The sequence below is a fragment of the Evansella clarkii genome, from assembly GCF_002019695.1.
GTDB lineage: Bacteria > Bacillota > Bacilli > Bacillales > Salisediminibacteriaceae > Evansella > Evansella clarkii.
In genome coordinates this window covers 2,814,758-2,831,480 of sequence record NZ_KV917376.1, presented here as the reverse complement: position 1 = coordinate 2,831,480, position 16,723 = coordinate 2,814,758, and the positions used below count along the sequence as shown (strand labels likewise).

General features: G+C 43.6%; 15 protein-coding genes. 1 reads left to right on the top strand and 14 read right to left on the bottom strand.

Annotated elements, in window-relative coordinates; translation table 11 throughout:
- Nucleotides 1-77 precede the first annotated feature (77 nt).
- From murD to BK582_RS13090, 12 genes are all read right to left on the bottom strand, one after another.
- On the bottom strand, nucleotides 78-1,439 hold the full coding sequence (gene murD / locus BK582_RS13145; protein WP_078595474.1) for a UDP-N-acetylmuramoyl-L-alanine--D-glutamate ligase: 1,362 nt from the start codon (nucleotides 1,437-1,439) through the stop codon (nucleotides 78-80).
- Nucleotides 1,439-2,425, bottom strand: coding sequence for a phospho-N-acetylmuramoyl-pentapeptide-transferase (mraY, locus tag BK582_RS13140; RefSeq protein ID WP_078595473.1), 987 nt, complete (start codon nucleotides 2,423-2,425; stop codon nucleotides 1,439-1,441). Before mraY ends, murD begins: the two co-directional genes overlap by 1 nt.
- A 150-nt stretch (nucleotides 2,426-2,575) precedes the next feature.
- Entirely contained in the window at nucleotides 2,576-3,247 is a 672-nt protein-coding gene (locus BK582_RS13135) for a UDP-N-acetylmuramoyl-tripeptide--D-alanyl-D-alanine ligase (protein WP_078595472.1), read from the bottom strand.
- Nucleotides 3,247-4,713 carry a UDP-N-acetylmuramoyl-L-alanyl-D-glutamate--2,6-diaminopimelate ligase gene (locus BK582_RS13130; RefSeq protein WP_078598004.1) on the bottom strand — a complete coding sequence of 489 codons (1,467 nt, stop codon included), beginning with the start codon at nucleotides 4,711-4,713 and terminating at the stop codon, nucleotides 3,247-3,249. Before BK582_RS13130 ends, BK582_RS13135 begins: the two co-directional genes overlap by 1 nt.
- A gap of 82 nt (nucleotides 4,714-4,795) precedes the next feature.
- A complete protein-coding gene (locus tag BK582_RS13125) occupies nucleotides 4,796-6,733 on the bottom strand; it encodes a stage V sporulation protein D (RefSeq protein WP_078595471.1) in 1,938 nt (645 codons plus the stop codon).
- Nucleotides 6,734-6,917: 184 nt separating this feature from the next.
- The gene (locus BK582_RS13120; RefSeq protein WP_078595470.1) at nucleotides 6,918-9,158 is read right to left on the bottom strand and encodes a penicillin-binding protein; all 2,241 of its coding nucleotides are present in this window, start codon (nucleotides 9,156-9,158) and stop codon (nucleotides 6,918-6,920) included.
- A gap of 36 nt (nucleotides 9,159-9,194) precedes the next feature.
- Nucleotides 9,195-9,560: a cell division protein FtsL gene (ftsL2, locus tag BK582_RS13115; RefSeq protein ID WP_078595469.1), complete on the bottom strand. Its 366-nt coding sequence runs from the start codon at nucleotides 9,558-9,560 to the stop codon at nucleotides 9,195-9,197.
- Nucleotides 9,561-9,575: 15 nt separating this feature from the next.
- Entirely contained in the window at nucleotides 9,576-10,508 is a 933-nt protein-coding gene (gene rsmH, locus BK582_RS13110) for a 16S rRNA (cytosine(1402)-N(4))-methyltransferase RsmH (RefSeq protein WP_078595468.1), read from the bottom strand.
- A gap of 25 nt (nucleotides 10,509-10,533) precedes the next feature.
- Complete coding sequence (gene mraZ, locus BK582_RS13105; RefSeq protein ID WP_078595467.1) at nucleotides 10,534-10,965, bottom strand: division/cell wall cluster transcriptional repressor MraZ; 432 nt, start codon at nucleotides 10,963-10,965, stop codon at nucleotides 10,534-10,536.
- Between the two features lie 459 nt (nucleotides 10,966-11,424).
- On the bottom strand, nucleotides 11,425-13,050 hold the full coding sequence (bshC, locus tag BK582_RS13100; RefSeq protein WP_078595466.1) for a bacillithiol biosynthesis cysteine-adding enzyme BshC: 1,626 nt from the start codon (nucleotides 13,048-13,050) through the stop codon (nucleotides 11,425-11,427).
- Between the two features lie 110 nt (nucleotides 13,051-13,160).
- Entirely contained in the window at nucleotides 13,161-13,562 is a 402-nt protein-coding gene (locus BK582_RS13095; RefSeq protein ID WP_078595465.1) for a DUF3397 domain-containing protein, read from the bottom strand.
- Nucleotides 13,559-14,452, bottom strand: coding sequence for a ketopantoate reductase family protein (locus BK582_RS13090; RefSeq protein WP_169911001.1), 894 nt, complete (start codon nucleotides 14,450-14,452; stop codon nucleotides 13,559-13,561). The genes BK582_RS13095 and BK582_RS13090 overlap by 4 nt, the downstream gene beginning before the upstream one ends.
- 179 nt (nucleotides 14,453-14,631) lie before the next feature.
- On the opposite strand from BK582_RS13090, the gene BK582_RS13085 reads away from it, so the two are divergent.
- Nucleotides 14,632-15,114 (top strand): N-acetyltransferase, encoded by a 483-nt coding sequence (locus tag BK582_RS13085; RefSeq protein ID WP_078595463.1) that lies wholly within the window; start codon nucleotides 14,632-14,634, stop codon nucleotides 15,112-15,114.
- Nucleotides 15,115-15,216: 102 nt separating this feature from the next.
- Here BK582_RS13085 and BK582_RS28085 read toward each other — a convergent pair whose 3' ends face one another.
- Together BK582_RS28085 and BK582_RS13075 are read right to left on the bottom strand one after the other, a co-directional pair.
- Complete coding sequence (locus BK582_RS28085) at nucleotides 15,217-15,771, bottom strand: RsfA family transcriptional regulator (RefSeq protein WP_078595462.1); 555 nt, start codon at nucleotides 15,769-15,771, stop codon at nucleotides 15,217-15,219.
- A gap of 206 nt (nucleotides 15,772-15,977) precedes the next feature.
- Nucleotides 15,978-16,721: an enoyl-CoA hydratase/isomerase family protein gene (locus tag BK582_RS13075; RefSeq protein ID WP_078595461.1), complete on the bottom strand. Its 744-nt coding sequence runs from the start codon at nucleotides 16,719-16,721 to the stop codon at nucleotides 15,978-15,980.
- Nucleotides 16,722-16,723 lie beyond the last annotated feature (2 nt).

Below are 16,723 nucleotides of genomic sequence, written 5' to 3'. Positions count from 1 at the left end.
AGAGAACACCTCGGTTTCCATTAAGTAAATACTTCTCTATTACCTATCTTTATGAATAGAAGGGACAAACATGACAACTACTGTATTAAGTTTTTTACAGCATTAACAAAATGGTCTCCCCGCTCTTCAAAGGTCCTGAACTGATCCCAGGAAGCGCACGCAGGAGACAGAAGAATAACATCACCTGAGGAGGAATGGGCGTATGCTGCAGACACTGCCTCAGAAAGCACCGAAGTTTTTACCACTGCCGGCACACCTGCCTCTGCCGCTGCCTCTGCTATCTTTGCAGCTGTCTCTCCATAAGTAATAACGGCTTTCACATTCTCTCTTAAGTACGGTACCAACCCGGTGAATGGAACGCCTCTGTCAAGGCCGCCCGCAATTAATACAACCGGTTTTCCTTCAAATGCTTTCAAAGAGGTTATGGCGGCAGGTACATTCGTTGCTTTTGAATTATTATAAAAGCTTCTTCCTTCGTACTCCGTTACAAACTGGAGACGGTGCTCAACACCGGTAAATGTTCTCAGTACATCCTTAATTCTGTCCTTTAAGGCACCTGATAAATAAGCTGCTGCCGCTGCTGCAAGGCCGTTTGCAATATTATGTTCCCCAGGAAGCGACATTTCCTCTGCTTTGATAAGTTTTTCGCCGAACACCTCAAGCCAGCCATCCCTGATACATGCCCCTTCTTCTATAACAGTCTTCGTTGAAAAAGGGACTTTTCTGGCAGGGGTGCGTTCAGCGAGCCTGCTTACCGTCTCATCATCAGCATTGTAAATAAAGAAATCATTTTCTTTCTGATTGGCAAACACTTTTGCTTTTGCCTCTATGTATTCACTCATAGAACCATGATAATCAAGATGGGCTTCAACAATGTTCAGGAGAATAGATATCTTTGGACGGAATTCCCTGGTCCCCAGCAACTGAAAACTGGAAAGCTCCGTTACCATTATATTTTCACTGGTAGCTCTCTGTGCCACCTCACAGGCAACCTCACCAATATTGCCTGCTACTAAAGGCTCTCGTTCTCCTCCTCTAAGCATTTCAAATAAATAAGTGGTAGTTGTTGTCTTTCCGTTAGAACCAGTGATACCGATAATTTCTGCCTCACTTATTTTATAAGCAAGTTCCATTTCCGTTATAACAGGTATCCCTTTCTGTTCGGCAGCTGACACAAGAGGATTATCGTACCGGATACCCGGGTTTTTCACGACATAGTCAAGCTCATTATGAACAAGCTCCACCGGATGGGATCCGCATACGACGTTAGCTCCTTTTTCCTTCAGCTGCTGTGCTTCTTTATTTTTCTCATAAGGCTCCCGGTCGTTCACTGTAACTTCTGCTCCCAGATCCAGCAGGAGTTCAGCTGCAGCCGTTCCGCTTTTTGCAAGACCGAGTACAAGAATTTTTTTACCCTGGAATTTTGTTGTCTTTATCATTAGATGAACACCTCTAAGTAAACTAAATAAACGCCGATTACTGCAAGCAGGAATCCTACAAGCCAGAATGTAACAACAACACGCCATTCACTCCAGCCGGACAGCTCATAATGGTGATGAAGAGGACTCATTTTAAATACCCGCTTACCTGTAGTTTTAAACGCTATTACCTGAATGATAACAGAGAGAGTTTCGATGACAAAAACTCCGCCAATCACAATCAGAAGCAGTTCCATTTTTGTCAGAATTGCAATCATTGCCAGTGCTCCGCCTAGGGCAAGAGACCCGGTATCACCCATAAAAACTTTTGCCGGATGTGCATTAAAAACTAAGAATCCTAAGACCGCACCCACTACCGCAACTGAAAAGATAGAAACGGTATATAAAGACAGGGAGTACGCAATGATAGCAAAGGCGCCAAAAGCAATTGCCGACGTCCCTGCAACAAGGCCGTCCAGCCCGTCTGTGAGATTGACCGCATTAGATGCGCCTACAAGCATGACGATAATTAAAGGAAGATAAAGCCAGCCTATATCAAGAGAAAATCCGGTTCCAGGTACAATGATTTCTGTGGAGAGATCCGTTTGAAAAAGCAATACTGCATAAACGATTGCAGCAATTGCTACCTGGCCAAGAAACTTTTGTTTCGAAGTAAGACCAAGGTTTCTTTTCTTAACTACTTTTATAAAATCATCAAGAAAACCTAAAAGACCAAAACCAAAAGTAACAAAAATAAGAAGAAGAATTTCCACATCTACAGAATGGAAGAATCCTGCGATAACCAAAGCGGAAATAATAAGTGAAAACATGATCATAATACCGCCCATCGTTGGTGTTCCGCTTTTCTTCTGATGGGATTTCGGGCCTTCATCCCTGATACTCTGGCCGAATTTCAGCCTTCTTAAAAAAGGTATAAAAATTGGTGAAATAACTACAGTTATGAAAAAAGATAATATTAATGTATATAACAAGCCTTGTTCCAGCATAACAGGAACTCCTTTCTGTACTGCGCCGGTTGAACCCGGTGTTTCTGTGATAGTCACCTCAAAAATACAGGCCTCTGTCTCTGCGGGCTCTGCTTTTTTTCGAATGCTTTGTTAAACTCTGCTGTAAATTTTCGTTTCAGGACGCTCGGGCTATCCGGAAAAAGAAAACCTCTCCAGCTCCTCTGCGGCTGCCTCTGCGGGGAGGCCCAAATGCACGCAGACGGCAACAGCATATACAGCACATTTAATATGGTGTGGTTCAGAACTGTTTATTTTAAACCGAAGCCTGATACCTTCAATTGAAAATTCACTATTATTTGGACTGGTCTCTTCCACTGAATGTATCTTAAAGAGACAGCCATCTGAAAAACCCGCTTTGACAGCGTCTGCCTTCCATTTCCGGTCAAGGAGAGGATCGTCCCCGTCTAAAATAAGACTTGCGGAAGCCTTCATCAAATCTTCAGCCAGGGAAATGACACTCTTCGTTTGATTACTCTCACTGTCACCCGTACCTCCGGATACTCCTGTAATAACATTGAAACCCGGCTGCAGAACCTGAAAAAGCTCAGCGGCTGTTTCCTCGTCCTGAGGATCCGCTTCAAATATATATACATCTGTTGCCTCCGGGAGCTGAAGAAGGGACAGAAAAGCAGCGGCAGGGTCAGACACACTGCCTGCTGTCACTTCTGTTTTAAAATGGTTTTTAATCATCACTTCAATCAGCTTAATAACAGTCGTTCTTTTCCCATTTCCGGTTACAGCAATTACCACAGGCTCCAGGTCAATAAGATAATCTCTTGCCATCTCTCTGAAGCCTTTCATTACGGTCGTGCCTCCGCAGCCGCTTCCCTTGCAGTTTCTCTGTCATCAAAATGGTAATTCACTTTGCCTATTGTCTGGTATGTTTCATGGCCTTTCCCGGCAATCAGGATAATTTCATCCTTTTCTGCTCTGTGGACTGCCTCAAAAATAGCTTCCCTGCGATTTTCAATTACTGTATAAGAAGTACCGGTTATACCCGCTTTCATATGTTCAATAATATCCGCAGGGTCCTCTGAACGAGGGTTATCAGAAGTTAAGTACACAAAGTCGGCCAGCTGTTCTGCAATTTTTGCCATTTGAGGCCTTTTTGTTTTATCTCTGTCACCACCGCAGCCAACAACAACCGAAACCTTGCCTTTCGCAAATTCCCTGATCGTCTCTAGCACGTTCTGAAGGCTGTCTGGTGTATGGGCGTAGTCGACAATTACATGGAAGTCTTCTTCGAGATCCACTCTTTCAAACCTTCCTGCGACACCCTCCACGGACGATAAACTTCCAGCAATAGTCTTCATGCCTACTCCGGTTACATACGATGCCGCTGCCGCTGCGAGTGCATTATAAACAGAGAATCTCCCTGTCATCTTTAATGTGATTTCCTCACGTTCTTCCCCGATACTCAGATCGAAAGTGGTACCGCGCTCTGTTATCCTTATGTTTTCTGCTTTCATGTCCGCATCATTATCAATACCGTATGTTAAGAGAGGGGCAGCAGTCATGGTCTGAATCAATCCTGCCATTTTATCATCTGCATTAATTACTGCTTTAGGCTGCCTTCCTTCTTCATAGCCGTTTCCAAGCTGTGCAAAAAGCAAACCTTTAGCTCTGGCATAATTATCCATTGTTTCATGGAAATCAAGATGGTCCTGCGACAAATTTGTAAAAACAGCCACATCAAATTGGGCACCGTGTGTTCTCCCGAGCTCCAGAGCATGGGAAGAAACCTCCATCGTCACTGCCTCCACACCTTCATCCACCATACTGGCAAAACTTTTTTGTAAAGTGAGAGATTCAGGTGTTGTGTTCTGAGTGGTCACTTCTTTGCCTGCATACCTCATATACATCGTGCCTATAATTCCGGTATTTATTTTATGATCTGTAAGGATTTTTTCAATTAAGTGGGTTACCGTTGTTTTCCCGTTTGTTCCTGTTACGCCGATCAGATGGAGCTTCGTTGTAGGGTAGCCATAGAATGCTGCCGATAAAAGAGCCATTGCCCTTTTTGAATCTTTCACTTTAATTACCGGAACGCTGACAGTAATATCATCTTCGGCTATTATGGCTGAAGCGCCATTTTCAGCAGCCTGCTGTGCATAATCGTGTCCATCCACCGTATAACCTTTAATACAAAAGAAAAGCCCCCCTTCAGTAACTTCCCGGGAGTCCATATATAATTCCTTAATGAGGGGATCCTCATTGTTCTTAGTCTCATAGGAAGGAAGTCTTCCTAATAGTTTGCTTAACTGCATCATTTTCATCCCTCTTTCCTGCCTGTTCACCTGCTGCCCCTGTTTTAACATAGGGGAGCATTTTTAACTCATAACTTTCATTTTACTGTTCCTCTTCTTTTTTGTCACCCATATATATTCTTATTACCGAACCAGCTTTTATTCTGACCCCCGGTTCCGGAGACTGAACAAGTACTTCCTTGCCTTCTCCGGCCACATCAAGCTTCAGCTCATAGTAAGCTTCATGGATGTCCTTCATTGTTCTTCCGATAAGATCCGGAACTTCCACAAGAGGTTCGTCATTCCACATTCTCTCTTTCTCTATTTGTTCCGCTCTTCTCTCAACACCAAGGGCACGAAGGCCATCTTCCATAATATTCCCTACAATCGGCGCAGCAACAGTCCCACCGAATTGGACCGTGTTTTTCGGGTTGTCCACGGCAACGTAGACAACAATCTGAGGATCATCTGCAGGGGCGAAACCGATAAAGGAAACGATATGGTTGTTTTCCAGGTATCTTCCGCCCTGCGCTTTCTGTGCAGTACCTGTCTTCCCTCCAACACGATAGCCATCTACATAAGCACCTCTTCCTGTGCCTTTAGCTACCACGTGTTCAAGAGCTCTCCGGATTTCGGCAGAGGTTTCCTCAGAGATAACCTGTTTTTTCAATACCGGCGAGGCATTGGCAATCACTTCTTCTGTGGCCGGATTAACCCACTCCTTCGCAAGGTAAGGCTGATACAAATTACCGCCATTAACCGCTGCAGCAACTGCAGCAACCTGCTGTATGGGAGTTACTGACACCCCCTGGCCAAATGCAGTGGTTGCCAGTTCCAGTGGTCCCACATTTTCCAGGTCAAACAGTATTCCTTTCCCTTCACCTTGCAAGTCTATGCCTGTTTTGCTTCCAAACCCAAAATCATTAATATATTTAAATAACGTATCTTTGCCAAGGCGTTCACCTAAAACAACAAAACCAGGGTTACATGAGTTCTGGACGACTTCAAGAAAAGTTTGAGAACCATGGCCGCCTTTTTTCCAGCAGCGGAGCCTGTGGCCAGAAACTTCAATATGCCCTGGGTCGTGGAAATTATCTTTATCAAGATCTACTTTTCCTTCCTCGAGGGCGGCAGCAAGCGTAATGATTTTGAAAGTAGATCCTGGCTCGTACTGGCTCCAGACCGGCTTATTCTGATTGTATATTTCCGGAGGTACTTCTTTAAACCGTTCCGGATCGTAATCAGGGCGGGAAGACATGCCGAGAATTTCTCCTGTCTTCGGGTCCATTGCAATCGCCATTGCTCCGTCAGGATTGTATGTAGCTTCTGCAATATCCAGTTCCCTTTCTATTATCGTCTGAATCCTTGTATCGATTGTTAATTTTAAGTGTTGGCCGTCCACCGGCTCTGTATACTCGTCTGCTAAATTCGGCATTCTTCTCCCCTTAGCGTCTGAGTAGAAGGAAACGAACCCTGGCTGGCCAGAAAGCTGTTCATCATAATAGAGCTCCAGGCCTGTCAGCCCCTGGTTATCAATTCCTGCAAACCCCAGTACATGGGACAGGTACTTCCCAAATGGATAATGGCGTTTATTATCTTCGGCAATATAAACACCGTCCAGCTTCAAATCCCTGACTTTCTGCGCAAGTTCATTGCTCATTTTTCTGCCCTCAGGATTCATTCGCACGATCGAAGCGTTTTTTGTAACTAATTCATACGCCTTTTTTTCCTCCATCGTTAATACCTGGGCAAGCTCCCCTGCCACTTTTGCCGGCTCTTTTATCTGGCGGGGCACTACCAATACAGATGGTGCACTTATATTAGTTGCAAGCGGTATTCCGTTCCGGTCCAGAATCTCCCCTCTTTTCGCTTCAAAGGGGATATTACGGCTCCAGGAGTCTTCTGCCCGGGATGAGATATCATCTCCTATTACAAGCTGTACATAAGCGAGCCTTATTATCATAACCATGAAAACGACAAGACCAGCACACAAGGCTAAAATAAGTCTTTTTCTGACTGTTACGTTGGATACACGTTTCATACCGAACCTCCCGTTATGGGCAAATTTTAGTTTCCTCTCCTGCACGGAGAAAACTACTGCGGCAGTTTTTACAGGATATTGAATGTAAAAACACTCCGGCTTGGTTCAGACATATGAAAACAAAGGACAGGATAGAACCTGTCCTTTGTTTTTTACATGCATATACGTAATTTAAAAAGCTTCACTAATCCATGAAAAACTCTTCTTCTTCCTCGTTACCATCTTCCCCGGCTTCATCAGCTTCATCAATTTCTTCCCCGGATTCTTCCGGTACCTCAGCAGCTTCTTCTTCCCTTTCCCCAGGGACAGAAAGAGCAGCCTTAATCCGGTCAGCACCTGCAAGGCTTGTGCCAGGGTCTGGAGTCTGGGAATAAACGAATCCATTACCGGATGTTTCAGCAGTAATTCCGGTAAGTTCCTGGAATGCAAATAAATATCTCTGAGACCAGCCATCCATGTCAGGCATAAGAATTTCTTCACTATCGGTCATTAACAGAACTCTTTCTCCGTTGAGAATTCCTATGCCCGGACGAGGAAACTGCCCTGTAATCTCAGTACCCTCTCCGATAAGAATGGGTTTCAGACCAGCATCTGTAAGGTGCTCTTCAGCCTCTTCTGCAACTGATCCTGTGAAATCTTCAAGAATATTTGCCTCATCTTCATTATTTCCAATTGTTTCTGTAGGAGCGATATTTAAATACTGAAGACTCTGGTTCATTACCGATTTGAATATCATTGAAACAGGAAGGTTCCCAGGTTCATCAAGATCCAGTTTCGGACGGTCGACAGCTACATATACAATGATTTCAGGGTCCTCTGCAGGCGCCATGCCCAGGAAGGAATAAATAAAATTACCGTGCCCGGTCATGTACCCTGGACCGTCCTCACGAATAATTTCAGCCGTACCGGTTTTTCCCGCCACATTAAATCCTTCAATTGCATAAGGTCTCCCTGTTCCGTCTTCATCTGAAACAACTGTTTCCATAAGCTCAAGCACCTGACGGGAAGTCTCCTCAGAAACAGGATTACCTGCAGCTTCCGGTTCTCCTTCCACAACTACTGTTCCGTTGTCGCTATTCACTATTTTGTCAATAACGTAAGGCTTCATCATCGTTCCATTATTCGCAATTGCTGTAGCTGCCTGCACCTGCTGAATTGGTGTTACAGCACTCCCCTGGCCAAAAGAAGTCGTAGCAGCGTCACTGCGCCATTGCCTGGCAATCTGGCTGTTTGCTTCATTAGGCAGTTCAATCCCGGTAGGTGCATTAAATCCAAATTTGTCTATATACTCATATAACTTTTCAGGACCAAGTTTATCCAGGGCAAGGATGGACATAGCCACGTTAGATGAACGCCGGAAGCCCTCATCATAAGTGATTTCTCCCCACCCTCCTCTATAGTGGTCCCTTATCGAGTGGTCACCAAGTTCATATGAACCTGACTTGAATAAAGCATCCCCGTCATATACACCTTCTTCAATTGCCGCAGCAACTGTGAATATTTTCATCGTAGAGCCAGGTTCGAACCTGGACGAAATATTATAGTTGGTGTAATTTTCAATGGACTCATACTGGTTCGGATTGAAGCTGGGACGGTTGGACATGCCGAGTATCTCACCGGTCTTCGCATTTGCAACTACAGTCATCACCCGTTCCGGACTGAACTCTTCTTCCACCTGATTCATTGTTTGTTCAATTGCCATCTGGATTCGCGTATCCAGTGTCAAATAAACATCATGCCCATTTTCCGGGGGATCAATAATCTCCTCAGCGTTTGGAAGCCTGCGGTTCCTGCCGTCTTTCTGATAGGAAATGCTGCCTTCTTCTTCCTGTAAATAATCATTCAGGCTGCTTTCAAGACCCATTCTCGCCTCAGACATATCACGTTCTGTATAGCCAAGAATATGGGAAGCAAACATTTGTTTAGGATAGTACCTCCTCGGGTCAGTCCTCAGCTGAATTCCTGCCAGCTCAAGTGCTTCGATTTCTTCTTTCGTTTCATAACTTAAAAACTTTGCCTTAGGACCAAGTTCGACCTGCACCCGACCGTTCTCAATACCCGAAGTGAGGTAGCCTTCAATAACAGACTGTTCAATATCGAGTACAGTGCTCAGCTTTCTTGCGGTCTCAGCAGGGTCCTCCACTCTGTCGCTATATCTTTCATCAAGAATAGCAACTACAGAGTAGGAGGTAACTTCTTCTGCGAGGGCATCCCCATTTCTGTCAAAAATAGTTCCTCGCTTCCCCTCCAGAACCCTCGTCTGGGACCATCGCTGTTCAATAATCTCCTGCAAATCATACCCCTGAACTTCCTTGGCAGCCTGGATATAAATAAATCTTGTAAAAAGTAGCGCTGTTCCGAGTATAACTACCAAAAACACGAACAGCGCTCTTTTGGTCACTAAAGGGCTCTTTCTCTCTTCCATTCACCCTGCCCCCATTCAAAACTCCTGCTGATAAAATTATTCATTCTGGTGGGTAAATCTTACGTTCTCCTCATTCAGAACCATTCCCATGTCTTTAGCTTCGGATAAAATACGTTCCGGATCAGACAGTTCCATCACCTGCAGGCTCAGCGATTCATTGACTCCCGTCTGCTGGCTGATATCAACCTCAGTCTGCTGGATTTCGTGGTTCGTCATATAAATGGATGCATAGTTAGATAAAATTAAACACAGGGCAAACACAAAAGCTGCAGAAGCCACTATGTAAATTAGCTTCTCTCCCTTTGTAACTCTCCCTTTATAAACCCTTTTTGTTACTGTTCTTCTCTCTCGCTGCGGCTGGACAGAAGTGTATGGAGCCTGTTTTTGTACAAGTGGACTCATATTTCATACCCCCGGTTATTTTTTCTCAGCAATCCTCAGCTTAGCAGAAGATGCCCGATTATTTTTTTCTAATTCTTTTTCATCGGCAAGTATAGGTTTTCTGTTTATTAATTTCAGTTCCGGTTCAAACGACTCAGGAATTACAGGTAAATCTTTCGGCAGCGCCTCCGGAGTGCTTCTCCGTTTAAATACCTGCTTGCATATTCTGTCTTCTAAAGAATGAAAGGTTATTACTGCTATCCTCCCTCCTGAGCCTGTCCTGTTAATTGCATCATTTAAAGCTTTTTCAAAAACATTTAATTCATCATTTACAGCGATTCTGATCGCCTGGAATGTCCTCTTAGCCGGGTGTCCGCCTTTCCGTCTGGCTGGTGCCGGGATAGCTTCTTTAATAACTTCAACCAGCTCAAAAGTTGTTTTCACCGGTTCAGTTTCCCGCCTTTTTTCAATTTTTCTTGCAATCTGTTTTGCGAACCGTTCTTCCCCGTATCTGGCAATAATCCGTACGAGATCTTCGAAGGCCCATTCATTTACTACCTCGTATGCAGACAGAGACTGCCCCCGGTCCATCCGCATATCTAAAGGAGCGTCAAACCGGTAACTGAAACCTCTTTCCGGCTCATCAAACTGAGGGGACGAAACTCCAAGATCAAAGACGAACCCATCCACTTTATCAATATGAAGTTCGTCCAGTTTCTCATTAAGGTGTTCAAAATTACTATGGACAAAGGTAACTTTGTCTTTATACGGTGCCAGGCGTTCTTTTGCAAAACTCAACGCTTTTTCATCCTGGTCGAAAGCGATCAGCCTGCCATTATCACCAAGCTCAGAGAGAATCCTTTCACTGTGTCCCCCTCCCCCGAGGGTACAGTCGACATAGACCCCGCCAGGATCTATATTCAGGCCCTTCACTGTCTCTTCTTTAAGAACCGTTTCATGTTCAAACAAATACATTTCCTCCTGTCTGTGAGTATTACAGTTCAAAATCCACTATACCTTCTGCAATCTCTCCGAAGGATTCCTCAGATTCCGCAAAATATTCTTCCCAAATAGTTTTACTCCAGATTTCCACCCGATTGGAAACCCCGATTACAACACATTCTTTTTCAAGACTGGCATATGTACGCAAAGTTGGCGCTATATTTACTCTTCCTTGTTTATCAAGTCCGCATTCAGCAGCTCCGGAAAAGAAAAAACGCGTAAACGCTCTCGCATCTTTTTTTGTAAATGGGAGCGTTTTAAGCTTTTGCTCTAATTGTTTCCATTCCTGTTCCGGATAAACAAACAGGCATTTGTCCATTCCCCTTGTAACGACGAAGGTGGTTCCAAGTTCTTCGCGAAATTTTGCAGGGATAATCATCCTGCCTTTCTCATCAATATTATGATGATACTCGCCCATGAACATGAAACTCCACCTCCTATCCCCACTTTATAACACTAATTTACCACATCCCCCCACTATAAACCACTTGGAAATGAAAAAAAGTTAAAAAAAGAAAAGAAAACCCTGCAGGCTGCAGAATTTTCTTTCGTACACTTACACTTTTAAGTTTAAAAACAGTAAGGGGATTTTGGATCCTCTACATTGATAAAAAGGTGGTCGACGGCGGGGAGATCCTCCACATTGAAAAAAAGGTGGTCAATGGTGGGGGACCCCCCAATGAAAAAAGGGTGGCGATGGTGGGGTAACGGTTCCTCGTTCCGATAAATCTAGTAAAAGGGTACTTCTGGGTGGTGCAGCGGTTCCCCGTTCTGTTATCAGCATATCCTCGATTTTCTCCAAAGCATTGAAACTACTTGCGATCCAGGGAGGGTACACTGCTTTAACTACTTATGTTACCCACGCGCCCCCCTGCGGAATCTTTTACAGATAAACAAACAAATGTTTTCCCGCTACGTCTTTCTGCTTTCTTATATTTTTAAGGACTCTGAGCAATAAATCAGTTCCATACATATTCAGGTATGGAAAGATATTTAAATGACGTTCCTGGAGGTTTCCATCAGGTTTAAGCTCTGATTCTGTCTCATCATATTTAATCAGCACAGCTTCATGCTGCTTATGAATCAGCTTCTCCATGTCATTCTTATACCTGTTAAGAGCAGCCGCGGCTATCGCGGCATGCTTTTTATGAAGGTGATCCGCTTCACGCCCTGCAGGTGGGAAAGCAGCAGAAATATCATCCATTGTTTGGTCGAGCTTTTCTTCCGCCTTGCTGAAAACTTCTTCAACGTTTATCGTTTGTTTTTCCTTGAACCATGCTTCCTTTTCTTCCCGGACACCATTTTTCAGCACTGTTTCCGGAGACAGTTGTATGGAAGCAAGGTTTTTCTCCACTCTGCGGGTAATGAAGCTAATGTGCACTCTCGGATAAATGAGCGGCATTTTTATTCCCATGCTGCTGAACACCTGCTTCAGCACTCCCCAGTATTTCATCTCACCTGGGCCTGCAATAAAAGCCGCAACAGGAAGAAGCATATCCTGCATGACAGGTCGGGTAACAACGTTGTTGCTGAACAGCCATGGTTCCTTGCTGCATATTTCCAACAGCTCTTCCGTTGTCCATTTTTTTTCGCCATTTTTTTCATGGAACAGGCCGCCCCGATTTGCCATGAGATACCTCTGGCCTTGCTCATGAATAAAAATATGAGAGTTATGGAGATCTTTTTCTATTGGAGTTCCAAATCCGGCTCTTTCAAATGTACTTGCCCCTTCGTAAAATGCTTCCCTGATCGCGTCGTTATTCTTTATCATCTTCAAGAAGAAGGGTTTTTCAATTTCTCTGATAGCAGAATCATCTGAATCCATCAGGACCAGGCCCGTTCCTTCAAAAATCCTGTGAATCAGCAGTGCAAACCAGTCTACATATGTAAATTCATCTTTAAATTCATCTAACAGAGAACTGTATAATTCTTTAGTGTATTCTGTTTCAGGAAGGCATCTCAGTGCCTCATTAATAAGCCGTTCTGCTTCTTCGCGGGAAATCTTCCTCTTGGATACAGGGATTTTCACATTGTTTTTCTCCGGAATAACGAACTTTCTGGATGACTGTCTGTCCGGAAAATAAAAGTGGTTCACTTCATCTATATCATGGTCTTCCCCAGCTATCCAGAAGACGGGTATAACCGGAACGTCGTGTTTTTCTTCCAGCCTTTCAGCTTCCGCCAAAATGGAAAGTATTTTGTTTACCGTGTATACGGGACCTGTTAATAATCCTGCCTGCTGTCCGCCCACTACTACAACTGCATCCTTTTCCCCCAGACGGCTAATTTGCCGGAAGGTATTCTCACAATCAGTATATCTTTTATTAAAGCTGTGAAGCACTTTCACAAGTGACTGTCGATTAAATCTTCTGGAGCTAAGTTCTTTCAGGCGCTCGGTTCTGCCTCCCTCTGTTAATGGGTAATCATAGAATTCCAGTATTTCCGGATCGTTATTTATGTATTTTCCTATAAAAGGCTGCGAGTCAATTTCCTTCACTTCTATCTTCATTTATTCATTCAACCTTTCACTTAGTCATGATGGTGAAGAGGAGTTATTTCGTCTCACGCAATAATCTGTTTCATTATATCAGACTTCAGGGTCTCTACCAACGTTCCTGCTTACTCTGCAGCGAAAGCGTAAATGCTGGTAAACATCCCGTACAGAATAAGCGCAAAATAGGCCAGAAGGAATACAAAAAACTGAAATCTCCACACTCCTTTTATAACCTTCCTGATATAGATATCTTCATATACTTTCCAGTGCATGATTGTAAAAATAACAGCTGAAGCAAGAAAAAAAAGTATAAATACCCAAAGGAGATGAACACCCCAGATTTCCAGAATCAGAAAATAAACAGCCGCCATAAACAACAGAGCCGTGCAGTCAACCGCCAGTTTTAAAGAGAAAACCTTATTTCTTGTAGTTTTTACAGCAGCTAAATAAACAAAATACAAACCGAGCAACGGAATAGTAACAAGTGTCGCCGCAATTACAGCGAATATTTCGCTAATATTATTCACTTTGTATCTCCTCTCCCATGAATACCTGTAATTGATCTGTGTAAAAACGACGTTACAGGCATTTCCAGGCCTCGCTCCGCCGCAAGTTGCATTATATAACCGGTAATTGCTTCTGTTTCTGTCTTCCTCCCGCTTTTTACATCCCCTAGCATAGAGGATTCATTTTCTCCCGTCCGTGTAATAACGGCTTCCACTCTATCCCATTCTTTTTCATCAAGCCCCAGTACACTGACTCCCTCGCTAAAAACCGCTTTTACATTTTTCGCCCACTCCGGGTTTTCCAGCAGTTCTCCATTTTTCACTCTGTAAAGAGCAGTGAGCGGGTTTACAGAGAGATTAACAAGGAGTTTCCTTTTCAGCATTAGCTGTATGTCCCCGGTCTCGTATACAGGAAAGGAATCAGGTATAGTAAGCTGAGCTGCGAGGTCCAGTTTACAGCCTCGCCAAAGCCCAATATGTATATCTCCTTTACCGGTGTGTTTAACACTATTAAGCCCCGTTTTCAGAGCTCCGTGAGTTACCGCCCCCGCATACAGGCTGGAGCGAAGTGTTTTTTCTGCTTTCTCCATGTGGCCCATGCCATTCTGAAGGAATAATACAGGAGGGAGCCCTTCCACATCCCGCCATTTTGCCAGAAAACTATCAAGCACCGTTTGCTTTAAAGTAACTATCCATAAATCACAATCCATATATTCGGCGGAAGCATGGTGCTCTGCATTAACACATACGGTTTCAACCCCATTCCCGGTTTCCAGGTTAAGCCCCTTACTGTTAAGGATATCGGCCTGTTCTTCCGTCCTCGTAATGATATGTATATGATGCCCGCTTAAAGAAAGGTACCCTCCCGTAAGCAGCCCCACAGCCCCTCCGCCGATTATTGCTATTCTCAACTCCTCACCTCCCATAAGGTCTTTAGTTGTAATTATTTTAGCATATAACTATATATTGACAGAGCATATAAATTATATTTATTTTCTTTTTAAGCTTTTTTAAATTATAATAATATATAGATAATTTATTTTTTCATTATTTCATTGTCAAAATACGATCTAGCAGTGGAGGGGTATTCATGGAAAATTACGAGGTTGTCCGCTTACATGTAAACTTTAAAACATTAGAAGAATTCGAGAATTTCCGGGAATATGGACAGCAGGAGCTGTCAATGAAGGAAGACCTCGAGGGCAATATTATTGAAAATGACAGCGAGTCTCCCTTTTACGGAGTATATTTCGGTAACAAGCTCGTCGGCAGAATGAGCTTATATAAAATAGACAAGAAATTTGACGAATATTTTGACCCAAAACAGGACTATTACGAGCTTTGGAAACTCGAAGTCCTTCCCGCATACCAGGGTAAAGGGATTGGGAAGAACCTGGTAGATTTCGCAAAAAGCCTTGGACTTCCAGTTAAAACCAATGCAAGACAGCGCTCCGACGCCTTCTGGGAAAAAATGGGCTTCGAACCTCTTTCTTATGTAGAAGAGAGAGACCGAGGGGAAAACCCTTATGTCTGGTTCCCTGAAGGGGTCTCTGAACAACACTCAGCCAAATAGGAGTAATCAGGGAGTTCCTCCATCGCGGAGGCCGTCGTACCAAAAGTAGATACTGCGAAAAGAAAAAAGTAAAGCATCCACCAACAAGTTGGTGGATGCTTATTATTTTGCTGAAACCTGAGCGTGTGTCCGTTTAGCAGCACGTTCTACTACATTGATCATTAACTGATAGTCATTTTTAACAATTTCATGTTCCTGTTTTAGCCGTGCAAGCTCTGTTTGCAATTTCTCATTTTCTTCTTTTATTTTTTGTATACTTTTCCCCGGTCCCACGTTGCTTCCATCATAAAGAGACCGTATTTTTTCCCTTCTCTCAGAAAGCATCTGAATTACTTCATCCAGCAGCTGCACAAGGGATTTTTCTTCCCCTTCCGCTTCACCATTCTGTACATGTTCCGTTTTTAAAATATTTACTTTTTCCGCCAGCCCATTCTTTTTAACTTGTTTACGCTGTTTTTTCGCAAGCTGGATAGCTGATTCGTATTTTTTTCTTATTGTAGAATTCCAGCGAAATCCGCATGCCGCCGGAGTACGTGACAGTCTGTCGCCAACCTCTTCAAACGCCGAAAGCTGAGTGCTTCCTTCTCTTATGTGCCGGAGCACCACTTCAGCCAGCAGCAGATCCTCATCCTGATTCCATGCATCCTGCCTGACCAATAAATCATCCCTCCTTCTTTGTTTTTTCCCTTAATATGTATGCAATTAGTAGAAAAGATAGAATCATTGTCCTTATTTAGTATGAACCATATCAGGTCAGGACATCCTTCTGGATAGTAAGGATAAAAGAAAAAAAAGAAGAACTACCCGGCCGCAACCCAGGTAGGCAAGCAGTTAAATCTAACCCTTATCTTGACGGCAGTCCTCTAATTTTTGTTAAGAAATTTTTTTACAGCTTCGTGATGTTCTTCTGACACCCATAGCTTTGCACAAGCTTCTACTTCTTTGTCTATTAATTTAAACAATTTTTCTCTCTCCGGCTCCGGAAATAACGTTTTTTTGTACTCTCTGACGACTTTAGCATCCAGCCACCGGGAACACCATTGGTCAATATCTTCGAGAGAATCCACTTTTTTTGATACAAACTTTATTGCTTCCGCTTCTTCCATCGTATACAGCCTCGCTGTACCGAGCATTTCAAGCGCAGTTTCGTATCCAACTCTCATTTTAAGAAGTGAAGCCCCTCCCCAGCCGGTAGCAATATGCAACTTCCCCTGAATAAATGCAACCTTTCCGTTTGTGCCTGAAAAACGAAAATCAGCAGCAGCCGCCAGTTCAGCACCTCCCCCAACAGCTGTCCCGTTTAAATACGCTGCCGTAATTACAGGAAACGAAGCGATTTGTTTCAATACTTCACTCATCGGCCGGAGCATTGATAAAGCTTCCTCTTCAGAATAAAGAGAATGAAAGCTTCCAAGATCGCCTCCGCCGCAAAAAGCGTCACCAGTCCCTCTTATTAGAAGTACAGTTAATTTCTCGTCATGTTTAAATTCTTCCAGATGCCTGGAAAGGCTTTCAATTACTTCGAAATCAACGGCATTCCTCTTTTCAGGACGATTTAAAACTATTTCAGCTGTTGTTTCCGATCGTTTTCTCGCTATAACTTTCATTA